The sequence below is a fragment of the Streptomyces sp. ISL-66 genome (assembly GCF_018614135.1).
Taxonomy (GTDB): domain Bacteria; phylum Actinomycetota; class Actinomycetes; order Streptomycetales; family Streptomycetaceae; genus Streptomyces.
This window is the reverse complement of sequence record NZ_JAGGOW010000178.1, coordinates 1-20,842: the sequence shown is the minus strand read 5'-3', so window position 1 is coordinate 20,842 and position 20,842 is coordinate 1. Positions and strand designations below refer to the sequence as shown.

Genomic DNA, 20,842 nt, shown 5'->3' with positions numbered 1-20,842 from the left:
TCCGCCGGCCGACACCATCCGGCCGCCGCCCCCCGCCCTTCGCTGGGGCTCGGGCTCAGGCCCCGGTGTGCTCCAGGAGGTGCTTCAGCTTCTCCTCGCCGCGGGGCATCTCCTTGCGGACCATGGGCTTGACCACGAGGGGGACCAGCGCCCGGCCCATGCCGTGGCCCTCGAAGTCGACGGCCAGGGTGACGCGCGAGCGGGTTCCGCCGTCGAGGGGTTCGATGGTTCCCCGGACGTCCGGGCGTACCGGTCCGTCGATGCCGTGGATGTGCCAGCTCCTCGGCGGGTCGAGTTCCATGAACTCCATGGTCGTGGGGACCTTCCGCCTGCCGATCTGCCGGGTGACCATGACCCGGGAACCGACGTGCACGGGAAGATCGCCCATCGGGACCGCGGACAGGGCGCTGTCCTGCCACTCCGGCAGGTGCGTGGGGTCCGTCACGTACGAGTAGACGTCCTCGGGGCGGCGGTCGATGTCGATGGTGTTCCTGATCACGGACATGGCGACCCCTTACAGCCCCCCTGACTTAGAGCCCCTGACTGGCCGGCCTCTCCTTCCAAGCTACCGCGCGCTCCGAAGGGCCGGAAGCAGTCCGAGGGGTACCGGGACCGGGGGCACAGCCGCCTACCGCACCGGGGGTGGCTCCGCGCGCCCGACCGCCGGAACCGCCGGAGGCGCCGGTGCCTCCACCGGCACCTGGGGACCGTCGTCCACCTCGCGCAGCCAGTCCCGCAGGACCTCGTGGACGGCCTCCGCGCCGACCAGCTCCGGCCCGGATTCCGGATTCGGCTCCGACAGCTCCACCGGCCACATCAAGAACGGGTGCCCCTGCTCACCGCCCAGGCCGCCGTGCGAGCGGATCTGCTCCTCGAAGGCGTGCACCGCGCCTGTTTCCGGGTCGTACGCGGAGTTCACCATCACGTCGGCCACGTGCGGAAAGGCGTCGGTGCGCCGGACCGCCCGCGCCGCGCCCGGCCCGAAGCGCGCCAGCAGTTCCTCCGCCGCCCCCGGCACGTCCAGCCGCGCCTCGGCCCCGTCCGGGCCCAGCACCACCCCGTCCACCAGCACGAACCCGATCCCCGGATGGGCCGCCAGGGTCGCCAGCAGCGCCGGGTGCGCGCGCTCGATCCACTCCCTCGACGCCCGGCCGGGCAGGTCGGGGAAGGAGATCAGCCCGAGGTTGCCGGATGCCAGCACCACCGGGTCCGGGCCCCGCTCGGGGCGCACCTCCTCGTCCTCCTCCTCGACCGGCCGGTGCAGGGCGGCCCGTACGGCGGCCCGCGCCTCGGCCCCGCTGTGGGTACGCCCGGCCCGGCGGGACACCGGCAGCCCGCAGCTCGCGCGGACCAGGTCCTTCAGCGTGAGCCCGTACCGGGCCAGGAAGGTCTCCCCGGGGCTCTGGCCGTGGTCCGAGAGCAGCACGATGCGGTATTCGCGGGGCGCGTGCTCGGCGACCCGCGCGAGGAGGGCGAGACTGCGGTCGATGCGGGCGAGCACCTGCTCGGTGTCCCGGGTCCGCGGGCCCGAGTGGTGGGCGACCTCGTCGTAGGCGACGAGGTCGGCGTAGACGGCGGCGCGCCCGGCCAGCATGTCGCCGATCACGGCCGCGACGACCACGTCCCGTTCCACCACCGTGGCGAAGGCCCGGATCAGCGGGTACAGCCCGCCGCGCGCGACGCGCGGCCGGTCGCCGCGCACGCGGCCGCGTACCGACTGCACGATCTCCCGGCCGACTTCGGCGGTGAAGGACAGGGCGGTGCGGACGGCGTTGGCCGGGTCGGAGAAGTACGCGAAGTAGCCCGCGCGGGAGCGGTTGCCGGGGCCCCGGCGGGCGGAGACCGAAAGGACCAGGGCCAGTTGTCCGGCGCCGCCGCTGAAGAGGTTGCCGCGGCTGGCGCCGTCGCGGACCAGCAGGCCGCCGCTCCCGGTGCGTTCGACGGCGCGCCGCTGGAGTTCGGCGGCGCTGGTCGGCCGGTTGCAGACCACCACCTCGCCGGTGTCCTTCTCGTACCAGCGGAAGGCCGGGACGTCGAAGTTGGAGCCGTGCAGGATGCCGAGCTGGCTGGCGCCGGTCTGGCTGGACCAGTCGGTCCGCCAGGACCTGATGCGGTGGGTGCGGTCGAGCCAGTCGGCCACGGTGGGCATGAGCCCGCTGCCCGCCGCGTGCCGCAGCACCTCGTACCCGACCCCGTCGAGCTGGAGGAAGACCAGGCCGGGCGCGCCTTCGCCGGCGCCGGGCGCGCCGCCCCGCCGCTGGCGCCGGCGGCGCCGGTCGGCGAGCCGGTACAGGCGGCGCCGGTAGGCCTCGTCGTCCCGCACGGCGAGCGCGGTGGAAGTGGCCGAGGCCACGGCGGACATGACGGCAGCGACGACCACGGCCGTCTCGGGCGCGGCTTCGCCGCGCCCGGCCGGGATCAGGCTGAGGGCTATGAGCAGCAGGGAGCCGTTGAGGAAGAAGACCAGGAGGCCGAGCACGAGGGCCGGTACGAGCAGCAGGGCGCGGACGAGAACCGGCCAGACGAGGGCGCTCAGCAGACCGAACGCACCGGCGCCGATCGCGGCCGTCAGCCCGATCTGCGTGATGCTGTCGTTGTCGTCGCCGGCGGCCTGGAGGCGGAAGTCGGGGAGGATGCCGGCCAGGGCGAGCATCGTGAGGGTGGACACCGCCCAGACGAGGACGATCCGCATCAGGGCGCTGCCCGCGCTCCGCCACCGGCCTCGCAACACGCCGCACCCGCCTCACCGCTGTGGCCCGCACCGCGCCGACGAGCCCCCGTCCCACACTCCGTCCAGGCTCGCACAGCGGCGGCGCCACGGCTGGAGGACACCGGTGGCGCATGCCCGTACGGAAGGTGGCACGGGAGGGCGCGCGAGGGCGGAGGGCGGGAGTACCGGACGGCCGGGAAAGACAGACGCGGCCGCTACGTGCCGTCGTAGCCGGCGGTCGGCATGGAGAGCCGGCGGTGCACTTCGGCCTTCATCGCGGAGGTGTACCGCGGTTCGTCGAGCCCGGCGGTTTCCAGCCGTACGCCGCGCCGCCCGCACTCGGCGGCGAACTCCTCCACGGAGTGCAGCGCACGGTCCAGCACCCGGCGGTTGGCGGCGACGAACAGGTCGACGCGGCCGGCGTCGACGTCGTGCCAGAGCCCGCAGTGGTCGGCGCGCAGCCCGTAGACGAGCAGGTGCCTCGTCACCACGTAGCCCCGGCCCTCCGCCCAGCGGGCGCACATGGCTTGCTGGCTCCGGGTATCGACGGCGAAGGGATCGGCGTCGAGGTCTTCGAGCGGGGCCAGGCTGGCGATCGCGGCCACGCGCAGCTCATCCATGCCGACCGACCCTACTCCGATCCGCCGCCCACGAGGAGGGGGTCTCGACACCCGGTTCCGGGCGGTTCCACCGGGCAGCCTTTAGGCTCGACGCATGCCCGGCCGGCGCTCCCGCCGACGACGCGGGCGGCGGGCGGGAAGCGGGAAGCGGGAGGGGCACGCGTGCCGGTGCAGATCACCTGGTGGGGTCATGCCACGTGCACGGTCGAGGATTCCGGGGTCCGGCTGCTGACGGACCCGCTGTTCGCACGGCGCCTCGCCCACCTGCGGCGGCGCCGCGGGGCGGTGCCCCCGCCGGAGGCAGCGGTCGCGGACGCCGTGCTCGTCTCGCACCTGCACTCCGACCACCTTCACCTGCCCTCCCTGGCGCGGCTGGCCCCCGGGACCCGGCTGCTGGTGCCCCGGGGGGCGCGCCGGGCGGTGCCGGGACTGGCGCGGATCGCGAGGGTACGGGGGCTGGCGGTCACGGAGATGTCCCCGGGCGACGAGGTCTCCGTCGCGGGGGACGGCGTACGAGCCCGCGTACCGCTGCGGGTACGGGCGGTCAGCGCGCGGCACGACGGGCGGCGGCTGCCGTTCGGACCGCAGCGCGCGCCCGCGCTCGGATTCGTGGTGGAGGGGACGTCGCGGACGTACTTCGCCGGGGACACCGGACTGTTCGACTCGATGGCCGAAGAGGTCGGGCCGGTCGACGTGGCCCTGCTGCCGGTCGGCGGCTGGGGCCCCTACCTGGGCCCGGGCCACCTGGACGCGGCGGGCGCGGCGCGGGCCCTGGCCCGGCTGGCTCCCGCGGCGGCGGTCCCGGTGCACTGGGGGACGTACTGGCCGATCGGGATGGACGCGGTGCGGCCGCACGAATTCCACGCGCCGGGCGAGGAGTTCGTGCGGTGCGCGCTGCGGGACGCGCCGAAGGTGACGGTGCGGGTGCCCGCGCACGGCGAACGGGTGCGGCTGCCGTGATCGTGCCCTCGGCCCTGCTCCAGCTCGCGGAGACGGCCGGCCAGACCCCCTCGGAATCCACCCAACAGGCGGTCGGTTACCCGACCTTGTTCGTGCTGGTGGCGCTGGGCGCGCTGGTGCCGGTCATCCCGACGGGCGCGCTGGTCAGCACGGCGGCGGTGGTGGCGTTCCACCAGGATGCGCTGGCGTTCGGCCTGTTGCTGGTGTTCGGGGTCTCCGCGCTGGCCGCCTTCGCCGGGGACCTGGCGCTGTACTGGCTGGGCCGCAGAGGGGTCCGCTCGCGCAACGGTTCGCGTTGGCTGGAGGCCCTGCGCCGCCGGGCCACGCCCGAACGCCTCGCCCAGGCCCAGCGGAAGCTGGACGAGCACGGCGTCCTCGTCCTGGTGGTCTCCCGCCTGTTGCCGGGCGGCCGGATCCCGGTGATGCTCGCCTGCCTGCTGGCGGAGCTCCCCCTGCGCCGCTTCGCCCGCGGCGACGCCCCGGCCTGCCTGGCCTGGGCGGCGACCTACGGTCTGATCGGCATCCTGGGCGGCTCCCTCTTCTCGGACCCCTGGAAGGGCGTGGTCCTGGCCGTAGCCCTGACCCTGGCGGTCAGCGCGGCCCCGTCCCTCTGGCGCCGGGCACGTCACCGCTGACCCCCTGCCCGGTCGCGGCCCGATCTGGCCCCGCGGAATCCTGGCCCGCCACCGGGACCCGGCCCCCAGGGCAGGGTTACAGCGCGCGGGACCCGCCGATCGGAAGGTCCCAGAGGGACTCACGGGCCAGCCCGGCCCGCGCCCAAGCGACCCGCACCCGGTGCAACGGCTCCATCACCGGCTCCGCGGACAGGGCGAAGGTCGCCCAGTGCATGGGCGCCATCCGCCGGGCCCCCACGTCGGTACACGCCCGCACGGCCTCCTCCGGATCCGCGTGGACGTCCCGTAGCCACCACCGCGGGGCGTACGCCCCGATCGGCAGCAGCGCCAGGTCGATCCCGGGATGCCTGCGCCCGATCTCGCCGAACCAGTGCCCGTAACCGGTGTCCCCCGCGAAGTAGACCTTCTTCGGAGTCCCGGCCCGCAGGTCCGTGAGGATCCAGCCGCCCCACAGCGTCCGGCACGCGTCGATCAACGACCGCTTCGACCAGTGGTGCGCCGGGACGAAGTCGAAGCGCACGCCGCCCAGTTCGGCCGACTCCCACCAGTCGAGCTCGGTGACCCGGGTGAACCCCCGCCGCCTGCACCAGCGTGCGAGGCCGGCAGGGACGAAGAGCGCCGTGTGGCGCGGGAGCCGCTTGAGGGTCGGGGCGTCGAGGTGGTCGTAGTGGTTGTGGCTGATCACCACCGCGTCCACCGGGGGCAGTTCCTCCCACCGCACCCCGACCGGGGTCATGCGGGCCGGGGTACCGAGGATCCGGCGGGACCAGACGGGGTCGGTGAGCACGGTCGGCCCGCCCCCGAACCGCAGGATCCAGCTGGCGTGCCCGGCCCAGGTGACGGACACCGTCCCGGCGGCCACGGCGGGCAGCGGCGAAGGCGCGTACGGCAGGTCGGGGATGCCCCGCAGCCCTTCGGGGGCGGGCCGGAACGCCCCCTCGCGGGCGAGCCGGGCGAAGGCGCGCAGACCGGGCAGCGGGGTGGGGAGCCGGTCGGCGAACGAGCGTGGCCACTGCCGGTGTTCACCCAGGGGGCGCGGTACCGACGCGGGTGTCGCGGGCACGGCGGGCACGGCGGGCACGGCGGGCACGGCGGCGGAAGCAGGGGCCAGGACAGAGGCAGGAGCAGGAGCAGGAGCAGGAGCAGGAGCAGGAGCAGGAGCAACGACGACGGAATCAGGACCGGCGGACGGACCGGCAGACGGACCCGAAACAGGACCGGAAAGAGGACCGGAAAGAGGACCGGAAGCGTCAGCGGGGGTGACGGCCCCGGGGGCGTCCGCCTGGTCCCTCATCGAGAAGTCTCCGTTCACGGCGGGAGTCGGGGTTTCAGTCGGACAGCCCGGCCAGGACCGACCGCAGCCGGTCCAGGGAGCCCCGTACGTACGGCAGTTCAAGCGGATCGCTCGCGGTGAGCGCGGCGAGCCGTTCCTCCGGGGTGGCACCCAGCAGCGGTCCCGTCGACAGCCGGACGCGCAGGGCGTCCGGCTCGTCCGCGAACCGCTGTCCGCCGGGGGTCGGCGCGCCGAGCCGCCCGCCCAGCCAGTCCTCCAGTTCCATCGCGTCGCCGACCCCGCTGCGGGCGAGCCCCGCGCGCAGCGGGGTCAGATCGGCGTAGAGGTGCCGGCCGGCCCGCGGAGGCCGGGCGAGCGCCCCGACCGCCAGTAGTTCCCGGTGCGCGGCGTCGGCCACCGCCCCGTGCAGGGCGGCCGCCGCCACGGCACGTCCGGCGACGGGGGCGGGCTCGTCCAGGGCGTGCGCGGCGGCCCCGGCGACCGGGCCGGCGACGAACGCGCCGGTCGCGGTGAGCACGTCCAGGGTGCGGGCCCTCAGCCACGTACCGCGCGGGGTCCCGGGGAAGCGGATGACGGCGGCGGGCCAGCCGGCGGGAAGCATCGCGCCGGAGAGGTCGAGCAGGACGGCGACCTCGTCGGGCAGCATCTCGGCGGGGCTGAGGACGAGCGTGTCCCGCGGCCGGTGGACGGTGTCGCGCCAGGTCTCGTCGCCGACCACGAACAGCCCGGCGGACGCGGCGGCCTCGCAGGCCTCCCGCAGCAGCTCGGGCGGCGGCACGGTCGCGGTCGGATCGTCGGCGACGGACAGCAGCAGCACGCGCGGGTCGCCGCCCTCGGCCCGCACCCGGCGCACGGTCTCCAGGAGGGCGTACGGGTCGGGTACGCCGCCGCACTCGGCGGGGGTCGGCACGTGGTAGGCCCGTCGCCCCAGCAGCCGGACCTGGGGCGTCCACCAGGCGGGACAGGGCCGGGGCAGCATGACGTCGCCGCCGTACGCGCCGAGCATCGCGAGCAGCAGCGCGGGCGCGCCGGGTCCGGCGGCCACATGGTCGGGGTCGGTCGGCAGGCCCCGGCGGCCCCAGTACCGGGCGGCCGCGGACCGTACCGGCACTCCCCCGCCCGGGGGCTCGGGCGCGGAACGCCAGGCGGCCGCCGCGAGGACGGCGGTGAGCTCGGGCAGGACGGGCAGGCCGGGCTGCGGGGCGGGCGGACCGTAGCGGACCGGACCGCGGCCCTCGGCCGTCGTGCGCTGGATCCCCGACACCGCGCGCCACCTCTTCCTGCCGTCCTGCGCCCCCCGACCCTGCCTTTATACGATTATTTATCCCCCGTCGCCCGTTGTCGGCCGCCCGCCGGGACGTCGGGCCCCGGTGACGGTCCCCCGGTGACGCATCCCTGGTGACGGATCCCCGGTGACGGTTCAGCCCTTCCTCCCCACCAGGGCGAGCAGCCGGGTCTGCGCGTTCGCCCCGGCCGGCACCTCCGGCGGTGCGTCGTACATTCCGGTGGCGGCCAGCCCGTGGGCGTAGGGCATGACCTCCTTGAGGGAGAACTCGACGAGGGCGTCCGGCAGCCGGTCGTCCGCGCCGATGGCCCGCGCGAGGTCCCAGGCGTGCACGACGCAGTCGGCGGTCAGCTCCGAGCAGTACGCGGACCCGAGCGCGGGCCCGTACGAGAGCCGGACGGTGCGGTCCAGCGCCCCGGGGATCTCGAAGGCGGCGTGCGACTCGGCCGCGGCCCGGTCCCAGGCCGCGACCGGGTCCGTACCGAGGACGTCGCCGGACAAGGTGCTTCCGATGTCCTCGACGGTGCGGCCGTCCGTGACCAGGGGCGGTATCCACAACTGCTCGGCGGTGACGTGGTTGACGAGGTCGCGGACGTTCCATTCGCTACAGGGCGTCGGCGCGTCCCACTGGGTGTCCGAGACGGCGTGCACGTGCTCGCCGAAGAGCCGCAGCGCTTCGGCGTGCCGGTCGAGCAGCGGGTCCGGCATGGATCTCACCGTCCTTGGCCGGGGTCGTCCCCTTCCGGGGATTCACTCTCCTCGCACCGACCACGCCCTGCCACCGAACCGCCCAACCTCCTTGGCGGACAAGGCTCGTGTCCACATGTCAAAACGCATATCTCAAACTACGAACTGATCCCTTACGGTGAAACCAACGCTTCGACAGCACCTCGACAGCACTTCGACGACGAAGGAGCCACGGCCATGAACGCCTCCCACGAGACCGCCGTCTACACCCACGGACACCACGAGTCCGTACTGCGCTCGCACCGCTGGCGCACGGCCCGCAACTCCGCCGCCTACCTGATCGACTCGCTGCGTCCGGGCGCGGACGTCCTGGACGTCGGCTGCGGTCCGGGCACGATCACGGCGGACCTGGCGCAGCTGGTGGGGCCGGACGGCAGGGTCACGGCGGTGGACGCGGCGCCGGACGTGATCGAGCAGGCCGCCGCGCACGCGAAGGAGCGGGGCGTGACCAACATCGGGTTCGCCACGGCCGACGTCCACGCGCTGGACTTCCCGGACGACTCCTTCGACGTGGTCCACGCCCACCAGGTCCTGCAGCACGTCGGCGACCCGGTGCAGGCGCTGCGCGAAATGCGCCGCGTGTGCCGGCCGGGCGGGATCGTGGCCGCGCGGGACGCCGACTACGCGGCGATGACCTGGTACCCGCGGACGCCGGGACTGGAGGAATGGCTGGACCTGTACCGGCGGGTGGCCCGCGCCAACGGCGGCGAGCCGGACGCCGGGCGCCGACTGCGCGCATGGGCCCGCGAGGCGGGGTTCACGGACGTGGCCTGCACCGCGACCTCGTGGTGTTACGCGACGGAGGACGAGACCGCGTGGTGGTCAGCGCTGTGGGCGGACCGGACGACCACCTCGGCGTACGCCGGGATCGCGACGCGCGGCGGACACGCGACGCAGGCCCAGCTGACGGCCGTCGCGGACGCCTGGCACACGTGGGGCGCGTCCCCGGACGCCTGGTTCTCGGTCCTGCACGGCGAGATGATCGCCCGCGCCTGACCGGTATGCGACTACGGCTGCGGCTGCCCGCCCACGGGGCTGCGTACGGGGAGCAGTTCGGGCCGCTTCGCGCTGCGCCCGTCGCCCGAGGAGCGGCCGCGCAGCCGTCGGCCGATCCAGGGCCCGGCGAACCCGACGGCCCACCGCAGTTCCGCGGCGGCGCCCCGCAGACCTGTCGGGCCGGCCTGCGGCGGGCCCGGCAGCGGGCGGGTCCACGCGTCGTCGCTGCCCGGCAGCTCCAGGGCGTGCGCGACCCCGGCCGCGATCATCGCGTGGCCGCGCGGCGAGGCGTGCAGCCGGTCCGCGCTCCACATCCGGGGGTCGGTGGACGCCTCGTGCCGGGCGAAGTCGGCGACGGCCACCCCGTGCCGGTCCGCGGCCCGGCGTATCCGCTCGTTGAGCGCGTCGACGCGCGGAGCCGCGCCCTTGGCGAGCGGAACGAGCTTCGCGATGTCGGGGAAGGTGACGGTGGCGACGCGGGCGCCCTGAGCGGTGAGCGCGGCGAACATCGCCTCCAGGTGCCCGGCGACCTCGTCGGCGTCGAACGAGGGCCGCAGCACGTCGTTGACCCCGGCGACCACGGTCGCCAGATCGGGACGGAGCGCGAGGGCCGGCGCGAGCTGCCCCTCGCGCACGCCCGCCGCGAGGCGGCCCCGTACGGCGAGGTTGGCGTACCGGACATCGGGTTCGTACGCCGCGATCAGCTCGGCGAGCCGGTCGGCGCACCCGCGCAGCCCCGTCCGGTCGTCGCCGTCGCCGACCCCCTCGGTCTGACTGTCGCCGAGGGCCACGTAACGCAGTGGCCGCTGACGCCGTTCACCGCTCGGCACGGTCTGCCCGCCTCTCGCTCAGGATCGTTGTGGTGCGTTCGTACCAGGCCCGGTTGGCCCGCTCGAATTCCAGGCCGCGCAGGCAGGTGAGATAGGGGCCGATCCGCTCGCCGTGGCGCAGGAAGTCCTCCTCCGTGCGCTCACCGCGCATCTTGCGCAGCAGGGCCTCGAACAGCTCGGCCTTGGCCTCGGCGACGGCGATCCGCTGCGCGAGCTGCTCGATCAGCGCCTGCGTGTCGACGATCTCGGCGGCCTGGACCTTCACGAGCAGGTCGTCGCGGATGACCGAGGGCTTGGTGGTGGCGGCCGTGAAGCGTTCCAGCTCGGCCAGTCCGGCGGCGGTGACCTGGAACAGGCGCTTGTTGGGCCGAGTGTCCTGGACGACCTCCCGACCCGCGATGAGCCCGTCCCCCTCCAGCTTGGCCAGCTCGGCATAGAGCTGCTGGGGCAGGGCGTGCCAGAAGTTGGCCACGCCGGTGTCGAAGGACTTGGCCAGCTGGTAGCCGCTCAGCTCCTCGTCGAGCAGCGCCGCCAGTACGGCATGACGCAAAGCCATCGGTCCACCTCCTCGGGGGTCTATTCATGAACGCCACCCCCATGATAGTCAAGAAACTGACTAATCACATTGATGACCATCGAGGAGACACAATGAGCGCAGAGGCCAGTGCCGGACCCGGTACAGAGACCAGCACGGGGGTCGGCACGCCCTCCACGCCGGGGACCGGCACGCACACCGGCGCCGGCACGAGCGCCGCCGACCGGTTCCGTGCGGCCGTCGCCAGCCGCGACCTCGCCGCCCTGGAGTCCCTCTTCACCGAGGACGTCCGGCTCAACAGCCCGGTGAAATCGAAGCCGTTCGAGGGCAAGGCGGCGGTGCTGGCCCTCTTCCGCGTGCTCCTGCGCACTTTCGAGGGCTTCCACTACGTCGGCCACTTCGACGGCAGCGTCGAGTCCGGCACCGACGGCGCCGAAGGCCCGGCCACCGTCCTCCCCTTCCGGACCGTCGTGAACGGCCGCCAGGTGCACGGCATCGACATGCTGCACCTCGCCCCCGGCGACCCCGACGGCCGGATCAACGAGATCACGGTGATGATCCGCCCCCAGACGGCAGTCGTCACCGTCGGCGAAGCGGTCCTCGCAGGCCTGATCGCAGACGGCGCCGTCCCCGCCCCAACGACCGCGACCACGACCGCCTGAAGGAGAACGTGAGGCGTCAGCAGAGGGATGGAAGGAGTCTGGCCTCGTTCACCCACACACAGGAGGGCGATCGATCCCGCGAACCTCCATCGCAACTTCCGCGCCCTCCTCGACCAGTCAGGGCGACGCCGCATTCGCTTCCACGACCTACGGAACTCGTCGTGATCCAAGAACTCCTCGGCCACGCTCACATCGGCATCACCACTACCTTCTACTCCCGCGTCCGACTCCACCTCTCCGGCGAGACGCCATCGACAGCCTCAAGCGCCACACTCAACAGCTCGGCGATTACCGAGACGGCCAACGGGGGTGACTGCGACGAACCGCACCCTGCACCGCCTTCGTCCGCTCATGTTGCCCCTGAGGATGAAAGGGCGGGGTGACAGCGGGTGCTGGCGGTGCTACATCCTCGTCATGAGGTACGCGGATGGCGGCGGTCTGACCGCTGTGGGGCGGGTGAAGCGTGAAGCAGTGCGTTTCGAGGCCGCGGAGATGTTCGAGCAGGGCGTGAGACTGCCGGAGGCGGCCCGCAGGTTACGCGTGTCGCGGAAGTCAGCGTACGCCTGGCACGCCGCCTGGCGCCACGGCGGCAGATCAGCCCTGGCCTCCAGGGGAGCGGGCGGCCTTTCGTGCCGACTGGGCGATGCCCAGGCCGAGCGGTTGCAGGCCGAGCTGGAGAAGGGCCGGCGGCGCACCGCTGGAGCGAGGACCAGAGGTGGACCCTGGCGAGGGTCGCGGAGCTGATCCACCGCCTGCTCGGCTACCGGTACACCCCGCGCGGGGTGTCGTATCTGCTGGACCGGCTCGGCTGGTCCTCGCCTTCCGAAGCCGAGAAAAATACTTCTCGGCAGGCAGCCCGACCGATTAGAGCAATCGCGCGCAGCGGAGTTCTTCACGAATGCGGCACATTCGATTGAATAGCGGCGGCTAGCCATCGGCGCCCTTATCCATTTTCATAGCTCAGCAGTTGACCCCGCCACCCGGATGGGTGGCGGAGTCAACCACAATATTAGAATTACCTTACCAGTTGCCCGATATGGCATCTGTGGGCATTGAAGTCAATGTGACCTTGGCTCAGACACCTGGACGCGGTCCACTTCCCGTTACCCCAGGCGTGTGTAGCGCCATCAGCGTTGCCGACAGGACTGCCGTCAACCTCAAACGGCGGTCCCTTCTAGTGCCTCCAGATCGTTTGCCGAAAATCAAGATGTAACACCACGCATAGCTCTCAGTGCATCAACAGACTGCTGAAGTGTGTCCACCAATCTGGCAGCCTGCTGCCGAACTTCGTTACGACCTTCAGAGCTCCCACCGTGCGGAGAGAGAAGCATTTCGAGAGGCTTCCACGCCTCAAAGACAAGACGTGTCTGCTGAAGCGCTTCCCCTGAAAGGCGCATAGCCATCTCCGCATCGCCCTGCTTGGCTTGGTGAAGCCAAGCCGAAAGGAGCGACTGCTCCACAACGAAGCGACCTGTCCATTCTGAGATTTTAGCTCCGACGAGTTCGGACGAAAGGATCTTGATGGCCAGATTGTTTTCGATGGAGCTGGATGGGGTTAGCAGTTCCTCAGGAGGTTCCCATTCGTCTGGAATTCCATCCAACCATCCCCAGCTCGGCGGTAGTGACACTCCACTCCTATCTTTACCCGTGATGCTCAAGGAGCCACTCTGTCGCGCGCTTCGTAGTCTTAGGAAGTCCTTCGATTCCGCCAGCCTCGAGTACATTCATGCAGTAGGTTACACAGCTCTGTCTGCCGAGGCTGTATGGCGGGTAAGTACCTTCGGCCGACCTGCTGAACTGCCTTTCGATGTAGGCCAAGGCGCCTTGAACTCGCGGTAGCTCTACTCGTACGTTGATGGTGACGGGCGAAAGGATCGCAGGGTTGAATTCCCTAACTCCATTGGTGGCCACGTCAACGCCACCCCACTGCTCAGTGTGCAGAACTTCACCGTCATGCGACTGCACGGTGATCAAAGCGTGTTGCCTCTCCGGATCCAAATGGACCGTTGCCACACCATCACAGTTGTGGACGAGGACCGGCGTGGCGCCAGCCAGCACATAGTACGTGTGGAGGCGGGGTCGCCGTCAGCTGCAACTTCGCTGGTCAGGCTCCGATTTGACAGTCGTTCCACGTCCGTGCATGTGCACTGAAGTCCGCCGGTGTTGCCGTCACTACTGCCGTCGACGGTCTAGATCACTCATGGAATTCTCGGGATTTGAGATCCATATCAAGCGGCCTCGTCGTGCGGAGTGAGACTGATGCTCAGGTCAGCTCCAAGGGCACGGGCCAGGCGGCGCAGCATAGGAAGGGTCGGCACCGTTCCGCCGGCTTCGAAGCGGGAGATCTGCGGCTGCTTCATCCCGCACCGCTCAGCCAGCTCGGCCTGGGACAGCCCGAGCTCGGTGCGCCGGTCGTGGACGAGTCTGCCCAGCTCGCGGGCGAGTGCTGTGGAGGCGTCATGCATGGCTCCTCCCGGGTTCAGGCGGCCGGGGTGACGATGGTGACGGTGGGCTCATCCCCAGGGGCGAGGTGCATGTCGACGGTGAGATCCAGGGCTCGGGCCAGGCGCATGATGACAGCGATGGGCGGCAGTTCGGTGGCGGTCTCGATGCCTTCGATCTCGTCGGTGGTGGTGTGCAGACGCTCGGCCAGGTCGGCCTCGCTCAGCCCGAGTTGCTTACGCCGGTCATAGACGGCCTTGCCCAGCGTCATGGCCAGGCTGGCTTCTTCGTAGACGCGGTCATACTCAGGGTCGGCGTCGAGCTGTTCACCGACCAGCTGGCGGTGGCGGCGGGTCCTCCATTCGCTGTGATTCATCGGTTCTCCTTGAGGTCGCGGCTGTAGAGGTCGTGTTCGGCGGCTGCCTGGTGCTCGGCTTCGCACAGCCGTTGAGCGGCGTGCGCGCGGTCCACTTCGGCCTGCTCGCGCATCTTGGTCTTGCGGAACACGGTGAGCAGCACGACGCGACGGTCGGGTGCGAGCCAGTAGGTAATGCGCTGGTGAGCATCGCCGAGGCGGAAGCGCAGCTCGCGGAGCTTGCCGCCCAGGTGGCGGGAGTGCGGTTCATCGAGCGTGGTGGGCTGCTCGGCGAGCAGGTCGGCGACGCGTTCGGCCTGCTTGTAGTGATGGGCGGGAATGTTCTCCAGCCACAGCCGCACCTCCGGCTCGATCTCGATCGAGTACCGCCCACTGTCCATAGCGCCGATGATATATGGCACGGGGTGCGAGAGCGCGACTTCGTAGCTCAGGTCGTGTGCTGTCGCCGCGACCGCAGCCACTCCAGCGTCGCTCACCCCAATACTCCCCCCTTCGTCCTGATGCCACAGCGCCGCCGCAAACCAGCGGCAACCGGCCGAGGCCGCGCAGGGGCTGGCTTCTTTCGGCGAGATCGGGTCCGAGCGGGAGAGGCAGTGTGTGGCCGGGCTGGTGCGTTGCCCAGTCTCGCGGCGCGGGGGCCGGGGCGGGAGGCGTCGGCCTGGGACGGGCGGCCGGGAGCTTCGCCCCCCGCAGGAGGCGACGCAGGCCACCGCCCTCGGCGAGTCCGGCGGCGGGCGTGAGGGTCGGCCCCCTGGTCGGCCATGTGCCTGCGATCCGGCCGTAGGACGGTCGCAGGCGACAACTTGCTCCGCCAGGAGCCCGGTTCCGGTCATCCCGGCAATCTGGCCGGTTGCCGCTCTCGCAGTCCTGGGCCGTTCCCTTGCCGGGGCGGCTGGCCTCCCGAGCGAACGGCGGGCTTGTCGGCGACGGCGGTCAGCCAATGCGGGCGGGCCCGCCTTGAACCTCGTAGAGAAAATCTGAACGCACACCCCCGGGCCACCCGGCACGGCTGGTCAGCGGCCCCGCTCGCCGCCGCCTGACTCCAGGGCCTCGACACGGCCACGAAGGTCGGCGAGCTGCTGAACGGCGTCGGCCAGCGCCTGTTCCAACGCCTCGACGCGGGCCGTCGTCCCGCCGACGGGTGCGGTCGCATCCGGGCCCTCGAGGTCGTCAGCGTCGTCGGCGGCGTGGTCGCGGTGGGCGACGAAGGCTCCCTTGCCGGGACGCGAGACCACCCACCCCTCCTGCTTCAGCAGAACCATGGCCTTCTGCACGGTCAGGCTCGACGCCCCGAACTCCCGCATCAGCACAGCCTGCGTCGGCAACGCGTCACCCGGCCGCAGTCCACCCGAGCGGATCCGCTCACGCAGGGCCTCGGCGATGACCTCGAACGTCAGCTGCACCCCGCTGCCCGTCGGCCTGCGCCCGCGCCGCCCCACCACCACGCCCGGTCACCCCCACTTTCCACGCCCTCTACCAGCAAATTCCGGCCCGTCCAAACCGGGAAACCGGCCCCACACTACCCGCGTCCCACCACCCGCAAGAAAGGAATCAGGAGAGATGCACTTGAATGCGCCGGTGAGGCGATGTTAACGTCGCCCACCCGCCGGTGATCACCACCTCGCCTCGCCGACCAGGCCCCGCCCGGCCCCGGCCCCCGCGCCCAACTTCCAGGCGCCTCCGTTCCCCTGTGAGCCGATCACTTCGGCCTGCCCACGTCACCCCGCGCCGTACCGCTTCCGCGCTCCCGCCGAAAGGCCCCTTTCCGCATGTCCGCACAGCTCCAACTCCCGTACCCCGCGACCGTTCCAGCCGCTTCGCATCCGTCGTCGGCGTTCACGACACCGACCTGCCCGGCGGACGCCACCGCCTCGGCGGTAGGGCGGTCGGCGCTGGAGCGCCGCGCCAGGCTCACCGCCAAGCTGGCGAAGCTCGCCGCCACCGGCCAACTCGCACCCCTCGCACGGCAGATAGCCGGACTCGGCGGCTGCGCGCACCCGATCCGCCTGACCGGGCACCGCACCCACCTCGGCACCGCCACCGGCGAGATCCTCGACCACTTCGACTCCGGTCAGCTCCCGGCGGGCGAACTGCTGGTCCGCTGCGGCAATCGCCGCGCCACCCGCTGCCCCGCCTGCTCCACTGTCTACCGCTACGACACCTACCAGCTCATCGCCGCTGGACTACGCGGCGGCAAGACCGTCCCCACCAGCGTGGCCGCGCACCCGCGCGTGTTCGCCACCCTCACCGCCCCCGGCTTCGGCCCCGTCCACAACCGGCCCGACACCGGCCGCTGCCACTGCGGCCAGCTCCATGCTGACGACGACCCGATCATCGGCACGCCGCTCGACCCCGACCGCTACGACTACACGGGCGCGGTGCTGTGGAACGCGCACGCCCCGGCCCTGTGGGCACGCTTCACCACCCACCTACGCCGCGAGATCGCCAAAACCGCCGACCTCACCCAGCGGGCCCTGCGCCACTACGCCACGCTCTCGTACGCCAAGGTCGCCGAGTACCAAAAGCGCGGCCAGGTCCACTTCCACGCCGTCATCCGCCTCGACGGACCCACCGGCCCCGGCAGCACCCCGCCCGCCTGGGCCACCACCCAACTCCTCGACCACGCCGTCCGCGCCGCCGCCACACGCACCCGCTTCGCGCGTGAAGGCCAGCCGCAGCAGCCCGCCGGGCACACGCCCGGAGCCGGGGAGGCCGGCCAGAGCAATCGGCCGATGTTCCGATTCGGGCGGCAGATCGACGTCCGCGCGATCCACAGCACGGACTTCACCGGTGACAGCCCGGTAACCGAGCGGCACGTCGCCGCCTACATCGCCAAGTACGCCACCAAAGGCGCCGAGACCACCACCGGCGCCCTCGACCGCCGCCTCCGGCTCCTCGCCGAACTCGCCCAGTACGACATCACCGACCACGCCCGCCGCCTGATCCACACCGCCTGGCACCTCGCCACCCAACCCCAGCACGCCCACCTCCGCCTGCGCCAATGGGCCCACATGCTCGGCTTCCGCGGCCACTTCTCCACCCGCACCCGCCACTACTCCACCACCCTCGCCCACCTCCGCGCCGAACGCACCGCCTGGCGAACCAGCCGACCCGACACCCAGACCCCAACCTCACCGCCGGCGGAGACGCAGTCCGGTCAGACAGGCGGCAGTCCGATCGGTGACCAGGCCCAGCACTCCACTGACCTGGCCGCCGGTCACCGTCTCGGTCACCGCAACATCGCCGGTCAGCGCGTGGACTCGGACACGACGCTGGTCATCTCCCACTGGCAGCACGCCGGAACCGGCCTCCTGCCCGAACTCGAACACCTCGCCAACCTCCTGACCGCCACACGGCAGACCCGATCCGAGCAACCAACCCGAACCCGGCACTCGAAGCGCTCCGCTAACCGCGCCGGTCACCCGGTCGGTCACTCCACTAATCGGCTGACCAGCGCTGTCCGGGCGGGGGCCGTCGCGTGACCGCCGGCACGGAACTCCTCACCGTCCCCCAGGTCATGGCCCGCCTCCAACTCGGCCGCACCGCCGTCTACGACCTCATCCGCACCCGGCAACTCGCCTCCATCACCCTCGGCCGCGCCCGCCGCATCCCCACCCACGCGCTCGCCAACCTCATCCACACCCGCCTCGACCAGGAAGCCGCCGCCTGATGACCACACCTCGCGATACCCCCGCCTCCCGTCGCAGCCGCGCCAACGGCGACGGAACCGTCTACCAGCGCAGGGACAACCGCTGGGAAGCCGCCGGATACGTCCTCGCCCCCGGCAACACCCGCAAGCGCATCCGCGTCTACGGCACCACCCGGAAGGAAGCCCTGGCCAAGCTCACCGAGAAGATCGTCAACAGCAACCGCGGACTCCCCGTGCCGTCCGCACAGGGCAGCCTCGGCGCGTACTTGACGTACTGGCTGGAGAACGTCGCCGTCCACCAGCTCCGCGAGAACACCCACACCCGCTACACCACCTGCATCAGCCGGTACCTCATCCCCGGCCTCGGCAAGAAGAAGCTCTCCAAACTCTCTGCCAAGGACGTCCGCACCTGGCTCAACCAGCTCCGCACCACCTGCCAGTGCTGCGCGCGCGGCATCGATACGGGCCGCGATGAGCCCCGTTGCTGCGCCGTCGGATCGTGCTGCTCCAAGCGGCTCTCCCCGTTGACGCTGGCGTACATCCACTCCGTGCTCAAGTCCGCCTTGGAGCACGCCGTCCGAGAGGAGGAGATCCCGCGCAACGTCGCCCGCAACGTCCGCACCGGCACACCCCGCCCCCGGCGCTTCGAACCCCTCACCGCCGACGAAGCCCGCCAGCTCCTTACCACCACACAAGGTCACCGGCTGCACGCACTGTTCGAACTGGCTCTCCACACCGGACTCCGCAAGGGCGAACTCCTCGGCCTCTGCTGGGAAGACCTCAACCTCGACATGGGCACCGCGGCTATCCGCCGAACTCTGCAACGCACCAACACGGGTGGACTCACCGCGTTGCCCACAAAGACCCGAGCCTCCGAACGCCGCATCGTCCTCCCCGCCCGCTGTCTCCAGTCGCTCAAGCGACACCAGGAAGAGCAGCAGCACGAGCGTGACACCGCAGGGACCACATGGCAGCACAACGGGTACGTGTTCACCACACCGCAGGGCCGAGCAATCGACCCGACCAACCTCACCCGGACCTTCACCACCCTCCTCCGCAACGCCGGGCTCCGCCGCATCCGCTTCCACGACCTCCGGCACTCAACCGCCACCCTGCTCCTGGAACAGGGCGTCGAACTCGTCGTCATCAAGGAACTCCTCGGCCACGCCCACACCGGCGTCACCGCCACCGTCTACGCTCACGTCCGACTCCGCCTCCAGCGCGACGCCATCGACCTCCTCGGCAACGCCCTTGACCGCCCTGCCAACGACGAATCGACCCGCGACGACGGCGACGATCCGCCGCTGTGCGGAGCCACCGTCCGCTGACGTTGCCGTCAAATACTGCCGTCAGACCACGCTGAAGCCCCGCCAGGACGCACCTGGCGGGGCTTCAAATTTGCATGAGGGATGTCGAACCGAATCAGCCTGAGCTCGCGGATCCAACGTCGATGCCAGCCGACCGTTCCTGACCCCAAAGATCAGGCGACAATAGCGACGGACCAACGACGGCACGAGCACCGCTGAGATAGAGAATCCATCTCAACTCGTCACAGGCGAAGACTGGCTCTCCCAGGGAATCCACCCACACCTGGAGCAAATTCCCACCAAGCAGAGTCACATCCCACCATTTCCAACACCTCTGCTTCGGCTCAAATGAGAACAGAAGATCCTGCGCCGTCCACTCCTCTTCACCACGATGCAGGGAATACCGAAGGCGGGCATCCCTGTGCACCTCAGAGAAATCGCCACCTCTGGCCCACGCCGGAAGGACATCTTCTGGAAGTTGGTCCAGTTCGAAGTCTCCGTGTCGGGAAATTTCAACCCCTGCAGCGACGAGCCCTCGAACGCGGCGGGCAAAGTCTTCCGCTTCTTCCCATCGCCCAACTTCCACATAGAACACTGCCATCGGCCCAGCTGGCGGCAGCTCAGGGCGAAACCAAAGCCGACCAAGCTCTTCCTCGGAGGTTCCTGTCATCTCTCCATCACCTGCGATCCGTTCCAGAGGTCGATCACAGCACTCTCCCCGATCCTGGAATTATCGCACCCAAGAGCCCGGAGAACATCTCCGATGGAATCCCGTACAAATCTGGCCCCTTACCTGGATCATCAATCTGTGGGCGCCCCGACGAGGAGATGTTCCACTGTCGCCTGCTCATGCCAGGTGGACGTCGCTGGTCAATTGCAGCCGAGCGCACCTGAGCCACATAAGAACTCGGAACATCGAAAGCGACTATTTGACCACCCGAGCCGCGGAATTGCTCTGTGTGCGCGATGTTCCCGCTCATGTTCAGATGCAGCATTCCGTCACCATTGATCGAGACGCCCCCGTCGCCATCGACCGACAGACGCTGGCTATCCGGGTGGTCCGTCTGCACTCGATATACCGTCGTGTTGCAGTTGTGAACAAGGACCGGGGTGGCCCCCGCGAGCACATAGTACGTGTGGAAGTCATCGACGGTGAGGTTGTGTGTAGTGACGGCGTAGGGATAGGTGCGCGTTGCCGTGACCGTGAGGGTGGTGCCATCGGGCTGGCGGAGTTGTTCGCCGGTGGTGAGTTCGCCGGCGTCGGTCCACTGGTGGCGGGTTTCGCTCCAGTAGGGGTGGTGATAGGTGGAGGTTAGCTTCGCGGGCGGGCCGCGGGGGCTTGCCTCGTCGGTGAGGGTGAGGTCCGTGAAGTCCTTGTCGTCGGGGGTGGTGATGGTGGTGGTGACGGTCTTGGGTCGGGTTTCGCCGGTCTGCGGGTCGGTGGCCATGACCACGTCGCCGTCCTTGACATCCTCGATGGACTTCGCGGAGCCGTCGGCCATCAGGACCTGAACGCCCGTGGGGAAGCTATTGCACTTCGCCGCCGCCTCAGCGGCCTCGCCCCCGCCGCCCTTCGCGGCGTCGACTTCGTCCGCTACCGACCTGGCCTCGGTTCCCGCGCTGTCGCTTGCAGATTCCTTGGCGACCTTCTCCGATGCGGATTGGGCTGCCTTGGCCTCGGCGTCCCGGGCTTCCTTCAGTGCCTTTTTCGCCGTGCTGTAGGCCTCGGCGGCCTTTGAGGCTCCGCGTTCGGCTTCGTGGATGGCGTCGTAGGCCTTGTTGACTTCCTTGTAG

At 70.7% G+C, this 20,842-nt stretch carries 23 protein-coding genes and 1 pseudogene; 9 read left to right on the top strand and 15 right to left on the bottom strand.

The window, feature by feature from the left end; translation table 11 throughout:
- Positions 1-55 precede the first annotated feature (55 nt).
- The 3 genes from J7E97_RS30710 to J7E97_RS30700 all read right to left on the bottom strand — a co-directional run bounded on the left by J7E97_RS30710 (position 56) and on the right by J7E97_RS30700 (position 3,330).
- Positions 56-505 carry an SRPBCC family protein gene (locus tag J7E97_RS30710; protein WP_215034104.1) on the bottom strand — a complete coding sequence of 150 codons (450 nt, stop codon included), beginning with the start codon at positions 503-505 and terminating at the stop codon, positions 56-58.
- 123 nt (positions 506-628) lie between these two features.
- On the bottom strand, positions 629-2,692 hold the full coding sequence (locus J7E97_RS30705; protein WP_251055414.1) for a phage holin family protein: 2,064 nt from the start codon (positions 2,690-2,692) through the stop codon (positions 629-631).
- A 233-nt stretch (positions 2,693-2,925) separates the two neighbouring features.
- The gene (locus J7E97_RS30700) at positions 2,926-3,330 is read right to left on the bottom strand and encodes a hypothetical protein (protein WP_215034100.1); all 405 of its coding nucleotides are present in this window, start codon (positions 3,328-3,330) and stop codon (positions 2,926-2,928) included.
- Positions 3,331-3,492: 162 nt separating this feature from the next.
- On the opposite strand from J7E97_RS30700, the gene J7E97_RS30695 reads away from it, so the two are divergent.
- Positions 3,493-4,290 (top strand): MBL fold metallo-hydrolase, encoded by a 798-nt coding sequence (locus tag J7E97_RS30695; protein WP_215034098.1) that lies wholly within the window; start codon positions 3,493-3,495, stop codon positions 4,288-4,290.
- A complete protein-coding gene (locus tag J7E97_RS30690) occupies positions 4,290-4,925 on the top strand; it encodes a DedA family protein (RefSeq protein ID WP_374224284.1) in 636 nt (211 codons plus the stop codon). The genes J7E97_RS30695 and J7E97_RS30690 overlap by 1 nt, the downstream gene beginning before the upstream one ends.
- Before the next feature lie 76 nt (positions 4,926-5,001).
- Here J7E97_RS30690 and J7E97_RS30685 read toward each other — a convergent pair whose 3' ends face one another.
- From J7E97_RS30685 to J7E97_RS30675, 3 genes are all read right to left on the bottom strand, one after another.
- A complete protein-coding gene (locus J7E97_RS30685; RefSeq protein ID WP_374224283.1) occupies positions 5,002-6,006 on the bottom strand; it encodes an MBL fold metallo-hydrolase in 1,005 nt (334 codons plus the stop codon).
- Positions 6,007-6,253: 247 nt separating this feature from the next.
- Positions 6,254-7,474, bottom strand: a complete 1,221-nt coding sequence (locus tag J7E97_RS30680) for an aminotransferase class I/II-fold pyridoxal phosphate-dependent enzyme (protein ID WP_215034114.1) — start codon at positions 7,472-7,474, stop codon at positions 6,254-6,256.
- Positions 7,475-7,639: 165 nt separating this feature from the next.
- Entirely contained in the window at positions 7,640-8,212 is a 573-nt protein-coding gene (locus tag J7E97_RS30675; protein ID WP_215034094.1) for a TIGR03086 family metal-binding protein, read from the bottom strand.
- A gap of 216 nt (positions 8,213-8,428) precedes the next feature.
- Between J7E97_RS30675 and J7E97_RS30670 the strand changes: the two genes are divergently transcribed.
- Positions 8,429-9,247, top strand: a complete 819-nt coding sequence (locus J7E97_RS30670; RefSeq protein ID WP_215034092.1) for a methyltransferase domain-containing protein — start codon at positions 8,429-8,431, stop codon at positions 9,245-9,247.
- 11 nt (positions 9,248-9,258) lie between these two features.
- On the opposite strand, the gene J7E97_RS30665 is transcribed toward J7E97_RS30670, so the two are convergent.
- Both J7E97_RS30665 and J7E97_RS30660 read right to left on the bottom strand, forming a co-directional pair.
- Positions 9,259-10,077 carry an SGNH/GDSL hydrolase family protein gene (locus tag J7E97_RS30665; RefSeq protein ID WP_215034090.1) on the bottom strand — a complete coding sequence of 273 codons (819 nt, stop codon included), beginning with the start codon at positions 10,075-10,077 and terminating at the stop codon, positions 9,259-9,261.
- Positions 10,064-10,633, bottom strand: a complete 570-nt coding sequence (locus tag J7E97_RS30660) for a PadR family transcriptional regulator (protein ID WP_215034088.1) — start codon at positions 10,631-10,633, stop codon at positions 10,064-10,066. Before J7E97_RS30660 ends, J7E97_RS30665 begins: the two co-directional genes overlap by 14 nt.
- Positions 10,634-10,725: 92 nt before the next feature.
- Between J7E97_RS30660 and J7E97_RS30655 the strand changes: the two genes are divergently transcribed.
- From J7E97_RS30655 to J7E97_RS37135, 3 genes are all read left to right on the top strand, one after another.
- The gene (locus tag J7E97_RS30655; protein ID WP_215034086.1) at positions 10,726-11,274 is read left to right on the top strand and encodes a nuclear transport factor 2 family protein; all 549 of its coding nucleotides are present in this window, start codon (positions 10,726-10,728) and stop codon (positions 11,272-11,274) included.
- 351 nt (positions 11,275-11,625) lie between these two features.
- Positions 11,626-12,018, top strand: coding sequence for a helix-turn-helix domain-containing protein (locus J7E97_RS36900; RefSeq protein ID WP_308346859.1), 393 nt, complete (start codon positions 11,626-11,628; stop codon positions 12,016-12,018).
- On the top strand, positions 11,904-12,191 hold the full coding sequence (locus J7E97_RS37135) for a winged helix-turn-helix domain-containing protein (protein WP_374224282.1): 288 nt from the start codon (positions 11,904-11,906) through the stop codon (positions 12,189-12,191). The genes J7E97_RS36900 and J7E97_RS37135 overlap by 115 nt, the downstream gene beginning before the upstream one ends.
- 285 nt (positions 12,192-12,476) lie before the next feature.
- Here the strand turns inward: J7E97_RS37135 and J7E97_RS30645 are convergent, their stop codons facing one another.
- From J7E97_RS30645 to J7E97_RS30625, 5 genes and pseudogenes are all read right to left on the bottom strand, one after another.
- Positions 12,477-12,932, bottom strand: coding sequence for a hypothetical protein (locus J7E97_RS30645; RefSeq protein ID WP_215034084.1), 456 nt, complete (start codon positions 12,930-12,932; stop codon positions 12,477-12,479).
- Positions 12,933-13,502: 570 nt separating this feature from the next.
- A pseudogene (locus J7E97_RS30640) lies at positions 13,503-13,718 on the bottom strand (helix-turn-helix domain-containing protein); the annotation flags it as partial.
- 35 nt (positions 13,719-13,753) lie between these two features.
- Positions 13,754-14,092 carry a helix-turn-helix domain-containing protein gene (locus tag J7E97_RS30635; RefSeq protein ID WP_215034080.1) on the bottom strand — a complete coding sequence of 113 codons (339 nt, stop codon included), beginning with the start codon at positions 14,090-14,092 and terminating at the stop codon, positions 13,754-13,756.
- Positions 14,089-14,472 carry a type II toxin-antitoxin system RelE/ParE family toxin gene (locus J7E97_RS30630; protein WP_215034078.1) on the bottom strand — a complete coding sequence of 128 codons (384 nt, stop codon included), beginning with the start codon at positions 14,470-14,472 and terminating at the stop codon, positions 14,089-14,091. Before J7E97_RS30630 ends, J7E97_RS30635 begins: the two co-directional genes overlap by 4 nt.
- A 633-nt stretch (positions 14,473-15,105) precedes the next feature.
- Positions 15,106-15,495, bottom strand: a complete 390-nt coding sequence (locus tag J7E97_RS30625; protein ID WP_308346858.1) for a winged helix-turn-helix domain-containing protein — start codon at positions 15,493-15,495, stop codon at positions 15,106-15,108.
- Positions 15,496-15,861: 366 nt separating this feature from the next.
- On the opposite strand from J7E97_RS30625, the gene J7E97_RS30620 reads away from it, so the two are divergent.
- The 3 genes from J7E97_RS30620 to J7E97_RS30610 are packed head-to-tail and all read left to right on the top strand — an operon-like array spanning position 15,862 to position 19,069.
- Entirely contained in the window at positions 15,862-17,574 is a 1,713-nt protein-coding gene (locus tag J7E97_RS30620; RefSeq protein ID WP_215034074.1) for a replication initiator, read from the top strand.
- Positions 17,571-17,762 (top strand): helix-turn-helix domain-containing protein, encoded by a 192-nt coding sequence (locus tag J7E97_RS30615; RefSeq protein WP_215034072.1) that lies wholly within the window; start codon positions 17,571-17,573, stop codon positions 17,760-17,762. Before J7E97_RS30620 ends, J7E97_RS30615 begins: the two co-directional genes overlap by 4 nt.
- On the top strand, positions 17,762-19,069 hold the full coding sequence (locus J7E97_RS30610; protein ID WP_215034070.1) for a site-specific integrase: 1,308 nt from the start codon (positions 17,762-17,764) through the stop codon (positions 19,067-19,069). Before J7E97_RS30615 ends, J7E97_RS30610 begins: the two co-directional genes overlap by 1 nt.
- A 94-nt stretch (positions 19,070-19,163) precedes the next feature.
- Here the strand turns inward: J7E97_RS30610 and J7E97_RS30605 are convergent, their stop codons facing one another.
- Both J7E97_RS30605 and J7E97_RS30600 read right to left on the bottom strand, forming a co-directional pair.
- Entirely contained in the window at positions 19,164-19,718 is a 555-nt protein-coding gene (locus J7E97_RS30605) for a hypothetical protein (protein ID WP_215034068.1), read from the bottom strand.
- Between the two features lie 34 nt (positions 19,719-19,752).
- On the bottom strand, positions 19,753-20,842 hold a 1,090-nt coding region (locus J7E97_RS30600), incomplete at its 5' end, for a polymorphic toxin-type HINT domain-containing protein (protein WP_251055406.1).